At 55.6% G+C, this 17,445-nt stretch carries 12 protein-coding genes; 7 read left to right on the forward strand and 5 right to left on the reverse strand.

Annotated features, from left to right (window positions below):
- Nucleotides 1–25 precede the first annotated feature (25 nt).
- Entirely contained in the window at nt 26–823 is a 798-nt protein-coding gene (locus ACYVHX_RS01720) for a DUF3667 domain-containing protein (protein WP_460669861.1), read from the reverse strand.
- 58 nt (nt 824–881) lie between these two features.
- Nucleotides 882–1,802: a bestrophin family protein gene (locus ACYVHX_RS01725; protein WP_460670409.1), complete on the reverse strand. Its 921-nt coding sequence runs from the start codon at nt 1,800–1,802 to the stop codon at nt 882–884.
- A gap of 102 nt (nt 1,803–1,904) precedes the next feature.
- On the opposite strand from ACYVHX_RS01725, the gene ACYVHX_RS01730 reads away from it, so the two are divergent.
- From ACYVHX_RS01730 to ACYVHX_RS01740, 3 genes are all read left to right on the forward strand, one after another.
- Entirely contained in the window at nt 1,905–3,218 is a 1,314-nt protein-coding gene (locus ACYVHX_RS01730) for a type IX secretion system plug protein (RefSeq protein ID WP_460669862.1), read from the forward strand.
- Nucleotides 3,219–3,517: 299 nt separating this feature from the next.
- Complete coding sequence (locus ACYVHX_RS01735) at nt 3,518–4,093, forward strand: Crp/Fnr family transcriptional regulator (protein ID WP_460669863.1); 576 nt, start codon at nt 3,518–3,520, stop codon at nt 4,091–4,093.
- 64 nt (nt 4,094–4,157) lie between these two features.
- On the forward strand, nt 4,158–4,598 hold the full coding sequence (locus ACYVHX_RS01740) for a carboxymuconolactone decarboxylase family protein (RefSeq protein ID WP_460669864.1): 441 nt from the start codon (nt 4,158–4,160) through the stop codon (nt 4,596–4,598).
- Between the two features lie 134 nt (nt 4,599–4,732).
- Here the strand turns inward: ACYVHX_RS01740 and ACYVHX_RS01745 are convergent, their stop codons facing one another.
- Complete coding sequence (locus tag ACYVHX_RS01745; RefSeq protein WP_460669865.1) at nt 4,733–5,512, reverse strand: DUF5958 family protein; 780 nt, start codon at nt 5,510–5,512, stop codon at nt 4,733–4,735.
- Between the two features lie 119 nt (nt 5,513–5,631).
- Between ACYVHX_RS01745 and denD the strand changes: the two genes are divergently transcribed.
- Nucleotides 5,632–6,579 (forward strand): D-erythronate dehydrogenase, encoded by a 948-nt coding sequence (gene denD, locus ACYVHX_RS01750; RefSeq protein WP_460669866.1) that lies wholly within the window; start codon nt 5,632–5,634, stop codon nt 6,577–6,579.
- A 29-nt stretch (nt 6,580–6,608) separates the two neighbouring features.
- Here the strand turns inward: denD and ACYVHX_RS01755 are convergent, their stop codons facing one another.
- Together ACYVHX_RS01755 and ACYVHX_RS01760 are read right to left on the reverse strand one after the other, a co-directional pair.
- Nucleotides 6,609–7,844 (reverse strand): DEAD/DEAH box helicase, encoded by a 1,236-nt coding sequence (locus ACYVHX_RS01755; RefSeq protein ID WP_460669867.1) that lies wholly within the window; start codon nt 7,842–7,844, stop codon nt 6,609–6,611.
- Nucleotides 7,845–7,968: 124 nt separating this feature from the next.
- Nucleotides 7,969–8,358, reverse strand: coding sequence for a hypothetical protein (locus ACYVHX_RS01760; protein WP_460669868.1), 390 nt, complete (start codon nt 8,356–8,358; stop codon nt 7,969–7,971).
- Nucleotides 8,359–8,780: 422 nt separating this feature from the next.
- Between ACYVHX_RS01760 and ACYVHX_RS01765 the strand changes: the two genes are divergently transcribed.
- The 3 genes from ACYVHX_RS01765 to ACYVHX_RS01775 all read left to right on the forward strand — a co-directional run bounded on the left by ACYVHX_RS01765 (nt 8,781) and on the right by ACYVHX_RS01775 (nt 17,274).
- Nucleotides 8,781–10,904 carry a M3 family metallopeptidase gene (locus tag ACYVHX_RS01765; RefSeq protein ID WP_460669869.1) on the forward strand — a complete coding sequence of 708 codons (2,124 nt, stop codon included), beginning with the start codon at nt 8,781–8,783 and terminating at the stop codon, nt 10,902–10,904.
- A 137-nt stretch (nt 10,905–11,041) separates the two neighbouring features.
- A complete protein-coding gene (locus ACYVHX_RS01770; protein ID WP_460669870.1) occupies nt 11,042–12,004 on the forward strand; it encodes a hypothetical protein in 963 nt (320 codons plus the stop codon).
- A 113-nt stretch (nt 12,005–12,117) separates the two neighbouring features.
- Nucleotides 12,118–17,274 carry a caspase family protein gene (locus tag ACYVHX_RS01775; RefSeq protein WP_460669871.1) on the forward strand — a complete coding sequence of 1,719 codons (5,157 nt, stop codon included), beginning with the start codon at nt 12,118–12,120 and terminating at the stop codon, nt 17,272–17,274.
- Nucleotides 17,275–17,445: the final 171 nt, after the last annotated feature.

Genomic DNA, 17,445 nt, shown 5'->3' on the forward strand with positions numbered 1-17,445 from the left:
ACCGGTGGCAACGCCGGTTTTTTTGTCAAAAGCCATACTGGATGTAAAACCGGATAGCCTGCGACGAAAGCAGCACCCAAACGCCCAGCGCCAGCAAAGAAGCCAGCAGCGTGACCAGAAACTTGACGGGGCGGTGGTAATTCATGAACTGGTAATAGCCAATGGGCAGGTAAATGAGTTGAAAGACAAGCTGCTGCTCGTTGATGGTGGAGATGTAGCGGTCAAACAGGCTCAGGATCACCGTGACGACAACGGCCACCAGCTGGAAGTAGCCCGCAAAGAATACGTTGGCCACCAGGTGTTCGGCGTAGTTGATGCCCGACCGAAAGAAGAAAAGCCAGAAAATCAGCGTAAAAATCGGAATGGCCGCAAAAGCAATCAGGTTGGCCCGTTTGTTCAACAGCGTCGCAATGTTTTCTTTTCGCTGCTGGATGGCGTCGGCCGGGGAGGCACTGCCCGGTTGAGCGTGGGCGCTTGCCGACGGCTTTGCGTTGTCGCCCCGGAAATACGGTTTGAAGTACGAATTGACAAAAACCGCCAGACCGAGCACCAGCAGCAGAAACGTAAACGGATTAAAATACTTTTTTCGCTTGCCCTCCAGAATGTATTCGCGGGCCACCACCCCCGGTTTCAGCGTCAGGCTTTTCACCAGGTACAAAACGCCCTTGTCGGCATGCGTAAAGGCGTGGAAAATCTCGTGAAAAATATGCGGCAGGTTAAACCGGTGAAGGTGCGCACTTTGCCCGCAGTTTGGGCAGTAATGAAACGGTTTTTCCAGACCAGCCGAACAGTTCGGGCATTCGTTTACCGCAGTCAGACTCATGGTGTTAGGCTAAGATGAAGCTGCCCGCAAAGTAGCGGTTTCGGGCCAGAACCGCAACTCAGGAACGCCCGGAAGCCGCCGGAACGGGCGGGGCCGCCAGCGGTACGAGTTGCTGCACCGAGTTGCGGATGTTTTTGCAAATGGTTTCGGCGGGCAAATCGTTGGAATCGGTGCCAAACGGGTCTTCAATCTCTTCCGCAATCACCTCCAGACTGGCCAGCACGTAAAAAATAAACACCACAAACGGAATGACCAGGTAATGCAGGTTAAAAACGTAGCCCAGCGGCAGCGTAATGCAGTAAATCGTGATGAATTTTTTCAGAAACGAACTGTAGGAATACGGAATCGGCGTTTTGTGAATCCGTTCGCAGGCCCCGCAAATGTCCATGAAACTCAGGAGTTCGGGGTTCAGAAATAACAGGTGTTCGGGCAGTAAAACACCCCGGCGCTGAAGGTCATAAACTTTGCGGAGAATGGCCGCCGAAATCTGCGCCGGAATGTGGCCGTCCGGTTTCAGATCCGTCAGCCGAAACAAGGCGGTTTCGGTGAATTCGTTTTCGATAAAACCGGCGCGAAGGTGATTTTTCATCGCGTAGGCAAAATTGGGAATCATCGTCCGGAAAAAATCCCGCTCGTCGCGGTTTGCTCCGTCCAGCAGCGGTTCCAGCTTCAGGGCCAGATTCCGGCTGTTGTTGACCAGCGCGCCCCACTGCCGGCGCCCCTCCCACCAGCGGTCATACGCCGTATTGGTCCTGAAAACCAGCAACATCGAAATCACAAACCCCAGCAGCGAGTGCATCAGGGAAATATTTTTCAAATCCGAATTGTCTTTCAGGTGAAAGATTTCCAGAATAATAAAGGCAATGATGAACGAATAAACCGCCATGCCGCCCATGAACGGCAACAGCTTGCGAACCGTATCGGCTTTGGGGAAGTTGATCAAAAACCGCAACCACTCTTTCGGGTTATAATTGACCATTGCTTCCGGATTGGTATCTTTCTTTCTCAAAATGATCGTTGGATTTTTTGTATAACTCTGCGTCCGAAATTTCGTTCATACTCATGAGAATTTAGCTGTATTATGCAATTATTTCGATTCCTCCTGCTCCTCAGTGTCCTGATAAACCGATCAGCCGCGGCCCAAAACCTGCCGACGGAAGACCGTATTTTTGAAAATGCCATCAAAACCGTATTGCTCTACCCGGTGCTGGGCAACGACCCCGGCGACCCGGCCCAGACCCTCAACCCGCCCGTGATCGACCAGGGCGTCGGGACCTCACTGCTGCTGGAATTTGACGACCTGACGGCCAACTACCGCCCGTTTCGCGCCAAATTTGTGCATTGCAACGCCGACTGGAAGCAGTCGATTCTGAACGACATTGAATTCACTTATGAATACAACGACTTCCCGATTCAGGATTACCAGATTTCGCTCAACACCAAAATACCGTATTACCACTACCGGTTTCCAATCCCGAAAATGAAGCTGCCGGGCAATTATGTGCTGGTGGTGTACAACGAGCGGAACCCGCGACAGATCTATTTCAGCCGCCGGTTTATTGCTTACGTCAACCGCGTCAGTGTGGCGGCAACGGTGCAGTTTGCCAACGATCCCCAATTGCGGTTTACCGACCAGCAGATCAATTTTGACATCAGTTACCGGGGCTATCCGCTCATTTCTCCGCAGGACGATCTGAAGATTGTCATCCGGCAGAATTACCGCGACGACCGGGTCGTTACGGGCCTGCGACCCACCAACGTGCGGGTGTTCGACAACTTGCTGGAATACCGCCTGTTTGATTTGAAAAATACCTTTCCCGGCGGCAATGAATACCGGTATTTCGACACCCGGACGGTTTTATCGCGCGGAAACTACATCGAACGGGTGGAGCGGAAGGACGATAAAAACACGGCTTTTGTCCAAACCGACGGCCCGCGCTCCGTGGGCGCGTACGTGCAGACCGACGACTTCAACGGGCAATACGTGATCGATCAGCTGGAAACCAAAATCGGAGCGACGCAGTCCGATTACATCACGACGGTTTTTACGCTGCGGCTGGATGAACTGGCCAACGCCGAGGTCTACGTCAACAGTGCGTTCAATTTCTGGCGGCTGGACGAGCTCAACCGGATGCATTACGTTCCGGAACTCCGGGCGTATCAGGCCGAAATTCCGTTGAAGCAGGGCGTCTACAACTACAATTACTCCGTTAAGGGCATTCCGCCCCCCGTGACGCGCTCCGGCATGAACCTGACCGGCAATGAAATCCTGATCGAGGGCACGTATTCGGACACCGAAAATGATTACGAACTCTTCATCTACCACCGCCCCCCGGCTGCGCGGGCCGATCAACTCATCGGGTACCGCCGACTGGGTTACAACAAGCGGAAATAACTCCTTTCAACCGCGAGGCCCGCACTATTTCCCGGGTTGACGCTTGCCAGGATTGGCAAGGCGCCGGCTTGCCGTTTCCGGTCGCGAATATAAAATCCGCAGCGGTTTTCTTCAGAACCGCAAATTTTGATTAGCAGATTTTTGTCCGATAAAAACCGCACAGCCTGCCAGGACCGGCTTTTGTTTTGATCAGAAAAATAGAAGATCGGTGCGGATCGGGCCGGGCAATTCGCCCTGAAACCACGACACAAATCAAAATCTACGGCTACCTTTGAACCGCCATCTTCGACTGACCCCGTATGCCCGAGCAACTCATCCGGCACTTTGCAAAATTTGTCGCCATCCAGGACGACGATAAACCGGCCATATCGGCTTTTTTCAAGCCCATTCACCTGAAAAAGAAAGAAAATCTGGTGGAAGCAGGTCAGGGCTGCCGGTCCAATTATTTCGTGCTGAACGGCTGCCTTCGGATGTTTTTCGTGAATGAAAAAGGCGTGGAGCAAACCACCCAGTTTGCGATTGAAAACTGGTGGATGACCGATTACATGGCGTTTCAAAACCAGCAGCCCACCGATTTTTTTATTCAGGCCGTTGAAAACTGCGACCTTGTAGCCATTGATTTCCAGTCGCAGGAACAGCTGCTGGCGCAATTTCCCCAGCTGGAGCGGTATTTCCGCCTAATCTACCAGAAAGCCTACGCGGCCGCCCAACTGCGCATCAAATACCTCTACGATTACTCGCGGGAGGAGCTATACGGCCAGTTCGCGGACAAATACCCCGCCTTTATTCAGCGCATTCCGCAGTACCTGCTGGCGTCCTTTCTCGGGTTTACGCCGGAATACCTGAGTGAAATCCGCCGGAAAAAGCGTTCTTAAACCAGTTTAAGTTTTCCCCGCAATCCAGTGCCTAGTTTTGTCCCACCATCAAAACAGAAGAGCCATGGAAAAGCGAATCAATATCCAACAGACGGAACCTCAGGCCTTTAAAGCCATGTTTGCGCTGGAAGGTTACCTACAAACCGCCCAGCTAAGCCGGTCGCACAAGCACCTGATCAAGATACGGGCCTCCCAACTCAATGGGTGCGCCTACTGCATCGACATGCACACGCAGGAAGCCCTGCAATCCGGCGAAACCGCCCGGCGAATTTTTCTGCTCAATGCCTGGCGGGAGACCGATCTGTATACCGCCGAAGAAAAAACCATTCTGGCCCTGACGGAAGCGATTACCTTGATTCATCAGGGCGGTTTGTCCGACAAAATCTACCAGGAAGCCGAGCAGTTGTTTGGCAGTACGTATCTGGCCCAGCTCATCATGGCCGTCGTCACCATCAATGCCTGGAACCGCATTGCGATCAGTACGCACCTGGAATTTGGGAAATAAAAAGCCCGTCCGCGAAAACCGCCCGGTTTTGCCTAACCCCGCGAAGGCCGGTTTCTGGCGCTGCTTCAGGCGTTTGTGCTGCTGGCTGGCTACGATTTCCGGACCCGTTCGCCCAACCAGTAGCGCATCCGATCTCATTCCGCCAGCCCATCGGGGCGGTTTTCCTGCCGGTATCGTTCCAGAACATCCTGCATCAGCCGCAGTTCCTGGGGAAAATCCAGACCGTATTTTTTTGAAAGTGCCTTTCCCATCGCATGGCGCAGCAGGAACAGGGGCTCGCTGTATTTTTTATTTTCCTGGTCTATTTTAAAGGCCGCCGTCAGCATGTCATCGTACGTCAGAAACGTAAAATGGGTTTCCGGTTCGGGAGCAGGCTCCTGAAAGCGGGCCTGCATCTGCTGTTCATTGGCCAGTTGCAGTTTCACCATGCTGACAAATTCGCCCCGGTACCCCGGATTTTGGTATACGTCGTCCACCAGTTGCTGGTGGGCGGCCAGAATCCGCTGAACCACCTCATCGGCTGCTAAATCCCAGAACCACCATTGGGTCAACCTGCCTTTTTCCAGCGCATAGCGTCGTTGGTAAGCGATTTTAAACAAATGCAGTTGCAGGAGGTAAGCGCTGTCGAGTTCATCTTCGGGCGTGATAAAAACCCGGTTGACTCGCAGCCGATCGGTTTTCAGGAAATAAACGGCGGCATCGGTCGGTTCCAGCCCGCTAGCCGCAATTGCCCGCTCAATATCGGCATCGACCGGTTTTGCGTGGTGCACCAGCGAAGTCAGATCCAGTAACTGATTCTTTTTGCGCTCCTTATCCAACGGACTGAACGAAGCCCGCAAATCCGCATCGGAAAGGACTCCCTGCCCGAATCGGACGATCGCAATTTCCTCTTCCAGACTCATTTTCTCGCGCACGTCGGTAACGGTTTTGTACTTTAAAAACTAAATTTATGCTTTTTGTACGAAATAACCGTTCACCCTAAAAAGTAACCCGCCGGTTTTCGATGCTTTTGGTTTCAAATCGTTAGCCAATCATGCAGATTATTATAACGGGCGGAGCGGGCTTTCTCGGCCAGCGGCTGGCCAAAGCGCTCCTGAAGAGTTCGCTGGTTTTTGACGAGCTTCTTCTAGTCGACCTCGTTGCTCCTCCCCTTCCGGCGAATGACGGGCGGATCCGCTGCCAGCAACTTGATCTGTCGGAAGCGGGGGTTGCCCAGCGCATCATTACGCCAAAAACCGGCGTTGTTTTTCACCTGGCTGCCGTGGTGAGCAGCCAGGCCGAGCAGGAGTTCGATCTGGGCTGGACCGTCAACCTCGGCATTTCCCGCCACCTGCTGGAAGCCTGCCGTCACCAGCGTCCGGGCATCCGGTTTGTGTTCGCCAGCGGTTTTGCCGTTTATGGCGGAACGCTGCCCGCCGTCGTTGACGAAACCACCGTCGTGACGCCCCGCTCGTCCTACGGAATCCAGAAAGCCGTGGTGGAGTTGCTGGTCAACGATTACAGCCGGAAAGGGTTTGTCGATGGGCGGGTCTTGCGCCCGCCGACGATCTGCGTCCGGCCCGGCCGGCCGAATCAGGCGGCTTCGTCGTTTGTCAGCAGCATCATCCGGGAGCCCCTCGGGGGCGAGTCGGTAGTTTGTCCGGTTTCTCCGGACCTGACGGTTCTGGTGTCCAGTCCGGACACGGTCATTCAGAACCTCATCAAGGGGGCCACGCTGGATTCGGCGGTTTTGGGCGACTGGCGCACGGTCAACCTCCCCGGCATTGCCGTGACCATCCGGGCGATGCTCGACGCCCTCGAACGGCTGACGAATCGGGAAACGCGCGACCGGGTTCAGTTTCGGCCCGACCCGGCCATCGACGCCATTGTCAGCAGCTGGCCCACAGCCGTCGACAACAGCCGGGCGCTCCGGCTTGGCTTTTCGGTCGATGGCCCGTTCGACACGTTCATCCGGCAATTTCTCGCGCCGGAAAAACCGTAGTTGTCTTCGGGAGCCTGACTCCCCTGCTCCTATTTCTTCTTTTTCTTCCGGCGGTTTTGTTCAAACTCCTCGGCTTCCTTCATCAGCGCCTTCAGGTCAAACTGCGCGTCCTGACTGGCATCAACGGTTTCGGTATAGGTTCCGTTGTCGATCTGAACAACCCGGATGGGCTTCGTTAGATACTGCTCAATTTCGGCCAGAATCGGTTTTTCTTCCGGGCTGCAAAATGAAAAAGCCTGCCCTTTCTGCGTGCCCCGACCCGTTCGGCCCACGCGGTGCACGTAGTTTTCTGGCTGCTCCGGCAGGTCGTAATTGACCACGTAGTCAACATTGGCAATGTCAATCCCGCGCGCGCTGACATCCGTAGCAATCAGCACCTTAACGCTTCCATTCCGAAACTGATTCAGCACCTGCAAGCGGTCGCGCTGCTCTTTGTCGCCGTGGATGGTCTGGCTCGGGATGTTCACCCGCTCGAGTGCTTTCAGGACCCGCTCGGCCCGCACTTTGGTCCGCACAAACACGAGAATTTTACTTTCGGGATGCTCGCTGATCAGCCGTTCCAGAAAAAACCGCTTATCGTCCATGCCCACGAAAGCCACGGAATGGTCGATGTTTTTGGCGACCGGATCTTTGGGCGAAACCTGAATCCGGATGGCGTTGTGCACCAGCGAGTACGCCAGTTTCTTGATCTTTTCGTTGATCGTCGCTGAGAAAAATAAGGTCTGCCGTTTTTTGGGCAAAAACCGCATCAGGTCCTGAATGTCCTTGATAAAGCCCAGATCGAGCATGTGGTCGGCTTCGTCCAGAATCAGGATTTCAACCCGTTGCAGCCGGATATGGCCCTGACTCACCAGATCGAACATCCGGCCCGGCGTTGCCACCAGAATGTCGATGCCATTTTCCAGGCGCGCGATCTGCGGCCCCTGCTCCACCCCGCCAAAAACCGAAAAGGCCTTCAGGTTCGTATAGCGGGCAATTTTCTCGAACACGCCCGTGATCTGAATCGCCAGTTCGCGGGTCGGCACCATCACCAGACACTTGATGCCCTCGGTCCGGCGCGACCGGTTGCGTTCGTAGAGCATACTGACCACCGGAATGGCAAAAGCCGCCGTTTTTCCGGTGCCGGTCTGGGCAATCGCCAGCACGTCTTCCCCCTTCAGAATCGGCGGAATCGACTTGAACTGAATGTCCGTCGGCTTTTTAAAATCCAGCCCTTCCAGATTCCGCTTGATTTCGGGGGCAATGTGATAATCGTCAAATTTCATAGGAATGCAGTCGGTTCGGCTCCGTGGTCCTGCGAAGTAACGGGAATATTCCCAGAAACCGTTCCCCAAAACAAAAAACCACCCCGGGTCCGGGGTGGTTTTGCAGGGGATCAAACCCGACACGTTATTCGGCCGGACTGTTCAGCAGCACCTGACGCTCGGGCGATGCCACCGGTTTGGTAGCCACGTTCACCTGTTTGCGAATGGTGCCCTGGGCCGATTTAAATTCCAGTTCGTACGCGCCATCGGTCAGGTTTTTCATGTCCAGTTTGGCCGCGTATTTCAATTCTTTTTTGGTGATCATTTCCTGAAAAAGGATTTCCTTTTTCTCGTTGCGCAACAGCACCATGACGGTTTCCGGTGACGACTTTTCGACGGCGAACCGAACCTTGTTTTCGCTCGTGACGTAGGCACTCACTTCGAATGGCAGGGCTTTCGGCGCCTTGATTTCACCACCATTCAGGGATGCGCTTACCAGCGCCGTACAGATCAGATTACTCAGCAGATTTAACATGACTTTTTACGTTTAGTATTTGTTGTTGTTTGATTACTTACGATTCACGATTTGTTGTTTACCGGTTCGGCTACCCAAAAACCAAATGCCGTGCCAATTACCTAATTACCTACCATTCAGCACTTTAAAAATAAACTTCCGGTTTTTACCTGTACGATCCCGGACATTTGTTGTTCGCTGGCGGACAAAAGAGCTGGCTGCGTTGGACGATACAAAGATGACCGAAAACCGGCCTGTGAATCAATATTGTAGCGACTGAAATCGCAAAAATTCGGGATGAAGTGACGGGTCCGGTGTTTCAAACCGCCGGGCGGTTTTCAGGGCGGTTTTTAAAAGCCGGTTTTCCAGCTTCCTGATTGTAAAGCATTTGCCTTTCGCGGTGCGATTCTGTAGATTTGATTACTCCAATCAATGCGCTCCTTATGAAAGTACCCATTAGTCTGCTGGTATCGACCCTGTTGCTGACTGCTCCCGGGCTGGTAAACGGGCAATCCCCGGCGGATAACCCATTTTTCAGTGCCTATAAAACCCCCTTTGGGGTTCCGGATTTTGACAAAATCAAGACCGAACACTTCGAACCGGCTTTTGACGAAGGCATCAAGCAGCAAGCCGCGGAACTCCTGAAGATTACCAGTCAGCGGCAGGCCCCGACGTTCGCCAACACCATCGAAGCGCTGGAAGTGGGCGGTGACCTGCTGAACCGGGTCAATGCGGTATTTGCGAATCTCAACAGCGCCAACACCAGCGAAGCGCTCCAGAAAATTGCGCAGAATGTGGCGCCGAAGCTGGCTAAAAACCGGGATGACGTTGCCCTGAATCCGCTTTTGTTCAAGCGGGTCAAAACCGTCTACGACCAGCGGAATAAACTCAAACTGACGGGCGAACAACAACAGCTGCTCGAAAAAACCTATAAAGGTTTCGTGCGGGGCGGGGCCGCCCTGTCGGCCGAAAAGCAGGAGCGTTTGCGGAAAATCAACGGAGAACTGTCGGTATTAACCTTGAAATTCGGACAAAATCTGCTGGCCGAAAACAACGCCTATACGCTGGTGATCGACAAACCGGCCGACCTCAGCGGTTTACCGGCTTCGCTGGTGAGCGCGGCTGCCGACGAAGCGAAGAAGCGGAATCAGGCGGGTCAGAAGTGGATCTTTACGCTGCAAAACCCGAGCATCATGCCGTTTTTGCAGTATGCCGACAACCGGGCGCTTCGCGAACAGATTCTGAAGGCCTATCTCGAACGCGGCAATCACAACGACGCCAACGATAACAAGGTCATTATGGCCCGCATGGTGGCCCTGCGCGCCGAAAAAGCCCAGCTGCTGGGGTATGAGAACCACGCGGCTTTCGTGCTCGAAGAAAGCATGGCCTCCACCCCGGCCAAAGTAAGCGATCTGCTGAATCAGCTCTGGGCCGCAGCGCAGCCCGTCACCAAACAGGAAGCCGCCGAGTTGCAGGCCATGATGGATAAGGAAGGCAAAAACGAGAAGCTGGCCAGCTGGGACTGGCGGTATTACGCCGAAAAGCTGCGCGCGGAAAAATATGCGCTGAATACCGAAGAGCTAAAACCGTATTTCTCGCTCGAAAACGTCCGCGAGGGCATTTTCATGCTGACCAATCGGCTGTATGGTTTGCGGTTTGAGCTTAAAAAAGAGTTGCCGGTTTACCACGAAGAAGTGCAGGGTTACGAAGTGAAAGAAGCTGACGGCCGGCACGTCGGCATCCTGTACATGGATTTTCACCCCCGCGCCAGCAAGCGCGGAGGAGCCTGGATGACCAGTTTCCGGCAGCAGGAAGTGAAAAATGGCCAGAAAATCAGTCCGGTGGTTTCCATTGTCTGCAATTTCGCGCGACCAGCGGGCGACGCCCCGGCGCTGCTCAGTATGGACGAAACCCGGACGTTCTTCCACGAATTTGGACACGCGCTGCACGGTCTGCTTTCCAATGTTACCTACGGCAGGCTATCGGGCACGTCGGTTCCGCGTGATTTCGTCGAACTGCCCTCGCAGATCATGGAAAACTGGTCGCAGGAGGCCCAGATGCTGAAATTGTACGCCAAGCATTACAAAACCGGTGCCGTCATTCCGGATGCCATGATCGAGAAAATCAACAAAAGCAGCCTGTTTAATCAGGGTTTCGAAACCACCGAATACCTGGCCGCGTCGCTGCTCGACATGGATTACCACACGCTCAAGCCCGACCAGACGCCCACCGATGTGCTGGCGTTCGAGAAGCAGTCGATGGACAAAATTGGCCTGATCGAGCAGATTCCCCCGCGTTACCGGAGCACGTATTTTCAGCACATTTTCGCGGGCGGTTATTCGGCCGGTTATTACAGTTACATCTGGTCGGCCGTGCTCGACGCCGATGCCTTTGAGGTATTCAAACAGAAAGGTTTGTTCGATCAGAAATCGGCCCAGTCGTTCCGCAAAAACGTGCTCGAACGGGGCGGCACCGACGAGCCCATGACGCTGTACAAAAACTTCCGGGGCGCCGAGCCCGACATCAAACCGCTCCTCCGTCGGCGCGGCTTGCTAAAGGCGTTGTAAGAACCGGTTTTCGGGATACGGTTTTCAGTTTTCGGGATACGGTTTTTGGCGGGTCGACGTTTCGGGTGTTGATCGGGACCACACCGAAAACCGTATCCCAAAAACCGTAAACCCCAAGACACCTAAACCCCAGAAAAATGACGAAAGCCCTCCTTGCCCTGCTCCTGACGTTTTCCCTGCTTGCCTGGACGGTTGACGACGTTCCGCAGGCGCCGATCAGCAACGGTTCCGTGAAAGCGACCCTGTATTTGCCCGACACCGCAGCCGGGTACTACCGGGGCACGCGCTTCGACTGGGCGGGGGTCATTGCCAGTCTGGAATACAAAGGCCATTCGTATTTCGGCCAATGGTTCGAACGTTACGATCCGTTTCTGCACGATGCCATCACTGGGCCGGTGGAAGCCTTCGACCCGCTGGGGTACGAGCAGGCCAAACCCGGTGAGCTGTTTGTCAAGATCGGCGTGGGCAGCCTGCGGAAAATCGACAACGAACCCTATAAGTTCGTGGCGCCGTATCAGCACGTGGACAAGGGCCGGTGGACCGTCCGGAAAAAAGCCGATCAGGTCCGGTTTACGCATCGTTTGCAGGAGGCCGCCGGGTATTCATACCAGTACGAAAAAACCGTTAAACTCACCCAGGGCAAGTCCGAACTGGTGCTGGAACACCGGCTCAAAAACACCGGCCAGCAACGCATTCAAACCGCCGTTTACAACCACAATTTTCTGGTCATCGACCAGCAGCCGTCCGGACCCGGTTTTCGGGTTCAGTTTCCGTTTGCCATCAAACCCACCGGCGATCTGAAGGACATTCTGGCGAGCACCAGCCACGAGCTGCGCTTTTTGCGCCCGCTCCAGAACCGGGAAAGCATCTACACGCTGGTGGAAGGCTACGGGGCCACCGCCACGGATTACGACATCCGGGTCGAAAACACCAAAACCGGCGCGGGCGTCCGGATTCGGAGCGACCGGCCCATCGCCAAACTGGCCTTCTGGTCGAACCCCAAAAACTTGTCGCCCGAACCGTATACGGCCATTGATGTGGCACCGGGTCAGGAATTTACGTGGAAAATCAGCTATGAATTCTACACGATGGAACGCTGATACCGTTCGATAATTCGTTTTAATCGCCGACCGTTTTTCCGCCTACCTTGGTATCCTTGCGCAACGGGTATCCCATCCGCTGCGCCATTCCTCTTCCTCTATCCTTTACTACCATGCGTTATTCGGCAATTCAGTCGGTCGAGAAAGCTTTCCGGGAAACGGGAGGCAATGGAGAATATTCGCTCAAGCCCATTTCGGTGCCGGTTCCGGGCGAGCCGCTCCGCTTGCAGGGGCTGCTGTGCACGCCCAAAAACCGGTCGGGCTACTACCACGACGTGCAGCATCCCAAACAGCGGATCGTGCTGCATTTCACCGCCGGCAACCTGCGCGGGGATCTGTCGGCGCTCACCCGCAACGATTTTCACGTCTCCGTGCCGTTCCTGATCGCCCGCGACGGCACCATCTACCAGCTTTTTTCGTCCCGGTTCTGGTCGGGGCATTTGGGCAAGGGCGCCGTGGGCAACGTCGGTAACGCGCAGGACAAAGTAACCATCGGCATCGAACTATCGAATTACGGTTTTCTGAAACCGCAGGGCAGTAACCTCGAAACGTATTATTCCCGCCAGAAAAACGCCAGCGGCCAGCCCGGCCCGGTCGATGTGTACTGCGCTCTGACCGAACAGGAAGCCTACCAGAAACTGGCGGTGCCGTTTCGACAGCAACTCTATTACGCCACTTATACCGACGCGCAGTACGACAGTTTGATTGTGCTGTTGCGGTATCTGACCGCCCAATACCAGATTCCACGCCAGTTTTTGCCGGAACCGACGCGCTACGAAACTACCCCGTCGCTGCTGAATTTCAAGGGAATCGTTTCGCACATCAACTACCGCATCGACGGCAAATGGGATCTTGGACAGGCTTTCGACTGGGCCAAAGTGATCGCGGGCGTGCAGGCGCCCCAGTTTAGCCCGGCCGCCCAGCGCTCCGGTTCGCTGATTCCCGCCGAACTGGCCGCAACGGAAGCGCCCATCCCGTCGGAAGAAGCCCTGGAACCGCTGCTGCCCGCACCCAAAAGTGCCGCTCGGGAAGACGAACCGTACGAAGACTTTGAAAGCAAATCGGGCCTGGAAACCGGGCAGCCCGAAGCCGCAGTGGCTCCGGCCGATCTGGCCCGGAAGCCGAAACTCTACGCGCTGCTGGTGGGCATCAACGACTACCGGGGCGATTTGCTGTTGCAGGGACAGGTGACGTTTCCGGCCCTGAACGGCTGCGTAGCCGACGCCCGGAAAGTAAAGCAGTATTTGCAGACCGACCCGGCTTTTGAGCCGCATATTCTTTTTTTACAGGACGAAGAAGCCGACAAAGCCAGCGTGGTCCGGGCCTTTCAGGAGCACCTGGGACAGGCCCGGGAAGGCGATGTCGCCCTGTTCTATTTCTCCGGCCACGGCACCCAGGAATGGGCCGACACCACCGTCTGGAAACACGAAACCGACGGGCGGCTGGAATGCATTGCCTGCCATTACGACGAAGAAACCGCCGACAACTTCCTGCTGTCGGACAAGGAGTTGCGGTATTTGATTCACGGATTAACGACCCAAAAACCGCACGTCGTCACCATCTTCGACTGCTGCCACTCGGGCGACGTGACCCGCAACGGCGCGATGGTGCAGACGGTTTTCAAGGAAGAGGCACCCCGGGAAAAACGGATTCCGTTCGCCTTTGCCAAACGCCCCTGGAACAACTTCGTTTTCGGACCAGCGATCAGTGCCGACACCGTTCGGCAGCTGGGCGATGCGGTGGCCTTGCCCGAAGGAACGCACGTGCAATTGTCGGCCTGCGAGTCCGACGAATCGGCGATGGAAGTGGGGGGCGAGGGCGTGTTCACCAAAACCTTGCTGAACGTGCTGCGTAACGCAGCGGGTGACCTGAGCTACTATACCCTGCGGAGCCGCGTGCGGCAATACCTGCGGAATGTGTTCGAGCAAAAACCGCGGATTTACGTGGCCAACGGCGACGATGCACTGCTCTATTCAACCTTCCTCAACCGGCCCGGCCAGCGCGGTCAGTCGGCGATTGGCGAAGTGACCTACAACCCGAAAACCGGCTGGCAATTGAGTCTGGGCGCGATTCACGGCATTACGTCCGACACCCAAACCCTGACGGTTTTCAACCCCGACGATCCGGCCACGCAATACCCGGCCAAAATTGGCATTATCCGGGTCGATTCCACGCAGCTGCGCTTCGATGCGTCCGTTAACCTGAACCAAAACGCGGTTTTTCAGGCGCTGATCGACGATCTGATGACGCTGCCCCTGCCCATTACGATTGAGAGCAAAGGCGGTTTGCCGGAAGAACAGGAACAGCTATTGAACCGGCTTTCTTCCGAAACGGGCGGTCAGGTCGTGCCGGAAGAACAGGAAATCCGGGCGAAGTATGTGGTTCACCATCAGGAGGGGTACTACCACATCGCCTACCCCGGCAACCCTTACCGCCCGCTGACGAAGGTCATCGAAGCCGCCACCCACACCGCCGTTCCGGAGCTGGTGAGCCAGTTGAAGCACCTGGCGCGCTGGGAGTTTATGAATGCCCTGAACAACACCGGCCTGAACCGGCTGCCGGGGAATCCGCTCACCGTCGAATTTGCGCGAATCGATGCCAACGGCCAAACCGTGCCGGTGACCCCGGACGAGGACGGTACCCTGCCCATCGACTACGAGCAACAGGCCACCGGAAAATGGAAAAGCCAGATTCAGGTGAAAATCACGAATCCGGCCAGCAACAAAACCAGCCTGTACTGCGCGGCCTTGTACCTGTCGTCCACCTTCGAATCGTTCACCGGTTTTCTGAATCCCAAAGCGTATTTGCTGGAACCGGGCAACTCGGTTTTTCTGGGCCTGAACGGCAAAGATTACCTGCCCGCGACCCTGCCCAAAGCCTTGAGCCTCTACAACTGGCCGTCGCGGCTCGAGCACATCAAGCTGATTGTCAGCAGCGACGAGTTCGATCCGCAGGCGCTGGCGCTGCCCACCCTGCCCGATCCGCCGATGCCCGGCGATGCGGACCGGGATGCGGTCAAACGGGGCGGTTTTGACACGGACGAGGCATCGGAACGGGAGGTCAAACTGACCGGCTGGACCACGCAGTCGTACACCCTGAAACTGATCAATCCGGAGCCGAACGTCATTGCCGAAGACGACCTGAACGCAATGCTGCACGATCCGGTGATTACGCCGTTCGCGCTGGGCCTTTATTTTGACGTTGAAACGGGTCCCAACTGGCAGCCGGATTACAAGCTGAAACCCGGAATTCAGCTCCGGCAGGCGGGTCCGGGCGAAAAGGGACTGTTGCAGGACTGGGGCATCGGCCTGGCCAATGCGCTGGCCCGCCGACGCCGAAACCGCCACTACGAAAAGGTCATCAAACAGTTTCCGGACCGCATCCGGCTCGTTTCGGAAGGCGATTCGTGGTTTCAGCACCCGCTGGTGACCGACACCATCGACCATTTATCGCGGGCTTTTGCGGTGTATTGCGTGGCGGCTGCGGGCGACACGCTGCGGAACTACCAGAAAACCGGGGAGTACCTCGACGCGCTCGACGACCATACACCCGCTGTCTTTCTCATCAGCGGGGGTGGCAACGACATTCTGGGCGAACAATTCCGCACGTTCCTCAACGACAGGCCCGATATGAGCGAGGAACCGGGAGAAAATCCGCAGCGGTTTTTCAACAAAAAACTCTTTGACGAACTGGATTCGCTGCGCGACATTTACCGGGCGATGTTCGGCCACCTGAAGGTGCACAAACCGAAATTACAAATTCTGGTGCACGGGTACGATTACGTTATTCCGCTGAGTGTCACCAACAAAGGCTGGCTGGGGCGCTACATGATCGAGAAAGGCATCAACCGCCAGGCAGACCGGTTCGCGGCCATTCAGTATATCCTGAATCAGTTTAATGACCGCCTTAAAGAAGTAGCCAGCGAGTTTGGAAACGTTTCCTACATCAACGTGCGGAAGATCGTGCGGGATGATCAGTGGTACGACGAAATCCACCCGAACAGCGACGGTTTTCAGCAGGTGGCCATGAAATTCATGGAACGCATCAACGAGATCGTGTCCAAAAATCCCGACATCGTGCAGCCCTTAAAACCGGGCCAGTCCAAAGGCGCGGCTCCTTCTGGCGATAAAAAACCGCGTACGGGTGACCGCAGATTCGTGATTATTGCGGACAATGTTGAGTATGAACGAGGTCCGACCCGAAGCAGTGCGCACGAATCGTGGGGGCCACCCCGCTCCGGCGTCAGTTTCGGCGGTGCGACCCAACCCGCCCAGGTCGCTGCTCCGCCCGCTCCGGCGGCCCAACCGGCCGTCCGCGAAGGCCAGCTCGATTACGACATTCCCGGTTCCATGAAGGTCAACGAGACGACGGCCTGTACCGTCCGGATCGCGGGCAAAGACGTATCGGCGGAACTGCTGAAAATCAGTGAAGGCAGTGTCCACCAGGACATTACCATTGGCAGCGAAATGAGCGTGCGGCTGATCGACGGTTCGGGCGGAGAGAGTTTTAAGATCACGTCCGTCAGCACCGAGCGGCAGGAAATCTGGGAGGGTGACAAAACGCAGTGGAAGTTTTTTGTCAAACCGCTGAAAGCCGGGCGGCACCCCTTGCTCCTCCAGGTGACGGTTCACCTCGGCGACCGCGCCCGGGACCTGGACGTGCTGGAAAAGGAAATTCTCATCAGCAGCGACGAAACCGGGGCGGCTCCGGCCAATGCCAACGGCTGGAAACGGATTCTGTTCCTGTCGGCCAATCCGACCACCGAGCAACCGCTGCGACTGGGGGCCGAAGCCCGCGAAATTCAGGCAGAACTGCGGGGCAGCGAGGGCGTCCTGTTTTCGACGAGTCTGGCCGTGACGCCCCGCACCCTGACGCGCTCCATTTTGCAGGAAAAACCGACCATCGTGCATTTTTCGGGCCACGGCACCGACGAAGGGCTGTGTCTGGAAACCGAGAGCGGGCAACTGAAACTGGTGGGCGCCGATGCGCTGGGCCGGCTGTTTGCGGTTTTTGATGATTCGGTGCAATGCGTGTTGCTGAATGCCTGCTACTCCGAAAGCCAGGCGCGGGCGATCGGTCAGCACATTCCGTACGTAATTGGTATGCAGCGCTCGATTGGCGACGAAGCCGCCATTGCCTTCTCGGCGACGTTTTATCAGGCACTCGGTTCGGGGCTGTCCATTGTCGATGCCTACGACCTGGCCGTGGCCGGCATGGGGCTGGAAGACAACCGGCAGGCCGACATTCCGGTGTTGCTGCGGAAAAGCTGAGAAGATACAATCCGCCAAACGAATCAAAGCAGCTATTTCACCGGCACTGGAAACGAATGTTAAATGTAAAATAGTGAATGCTGAATGTAGAAGTGAACGCGACTGGAAACACGTTTACATTCAGCATTCATTATTTTACATTTAGCTTTCCTACCTTCCATTTTTTATCTG

Source organism: Larkinella ripae, from assembly GCF_054780775.1.

Excerpts from the sequence above, each read along its gene's own strand:
- ACYVHX_RS01725 (WP_460670409.1), bottom strand. The coding sequence starts at position 1,802 with ATGGTCAATTATAACCCGAAAGAGTGGTTGCGGTTTTTGATCAACTTC.
- ACYVHX_RS01765 (WP_460669869.1), top strand. The coding sequence starts at position 8,781 with ATGAAAGTACCCATTAGTCTGCTGGTATCGACCCTGTTGCTGACTGCT.
- ACYVHX_RS01770 (WP_460669870.1), top strand. The coding sequence starts at position 11,042 with ATGACGAAAGCCCTCCTTGCCCTGCTCCTGACGTTTTCCCTGCTTGCC.
- ACYVHX_RS01730 (WP_460669862.1), top strand. The coding sequence starts at position 1,905 with ATGCAATTATTTCGATTCCTCCTGCTCCTCAGTGTCCTGATAAACCGA.
- ACYVHX_RS01760 (WP_460669868.1), bottom strand. The coding sequence starts at position 8,358 with ATGTTAAATCTGCTGAGTAATCTGATCTGTACGGCGCTGGTAAGCGCA.
- ACYVHX_RS01720 (WP_460669861.1), bottom strand. The coding sequence starts at position 823 with ATGAGTCTGACTGCGGTAAACGAATGCCCGAACTGTTCGGCTGGTCTG.
- denD (WP_460669866.1), top strand. The coding sequence starts at position 5,632 with ATGCAGATTATTATAACGGGCGGAGCGGGCTTTCTCGGCCAGCGGCTG.
- ACYVHX_RS01740 (WP_460669864.1), top strand. The coding sequence starts at position 4,158 with ATGGAAAAGCGAATCAATATCCAACAGACGGAACCTCAGGCCTTTAAA.
- ACYVHX_RS01755 (WP_460669867.1), bottom strand. The coding sequence starts at position 7,844 with ATGAAATTTGACGATTATCACATTGCCCCCGAAATCAAGCGGAATCTG.
- ACYVHX_RS01775 (WP_460669871.1), top strand. The coding sequence starts at position 12,118 with ATGCGTTATTCGGCAATTCAGTCGGTCGAGAAAGCTTTCCGGGAAACG.
- ACYVHX_RS01735 (WP_460669863.1), top strand. The coding sequence starts at position 3,518 with ATGCCCGAGCAACTCATCCGGCACTTTGCAAAATTTGTCGCCATCCAG.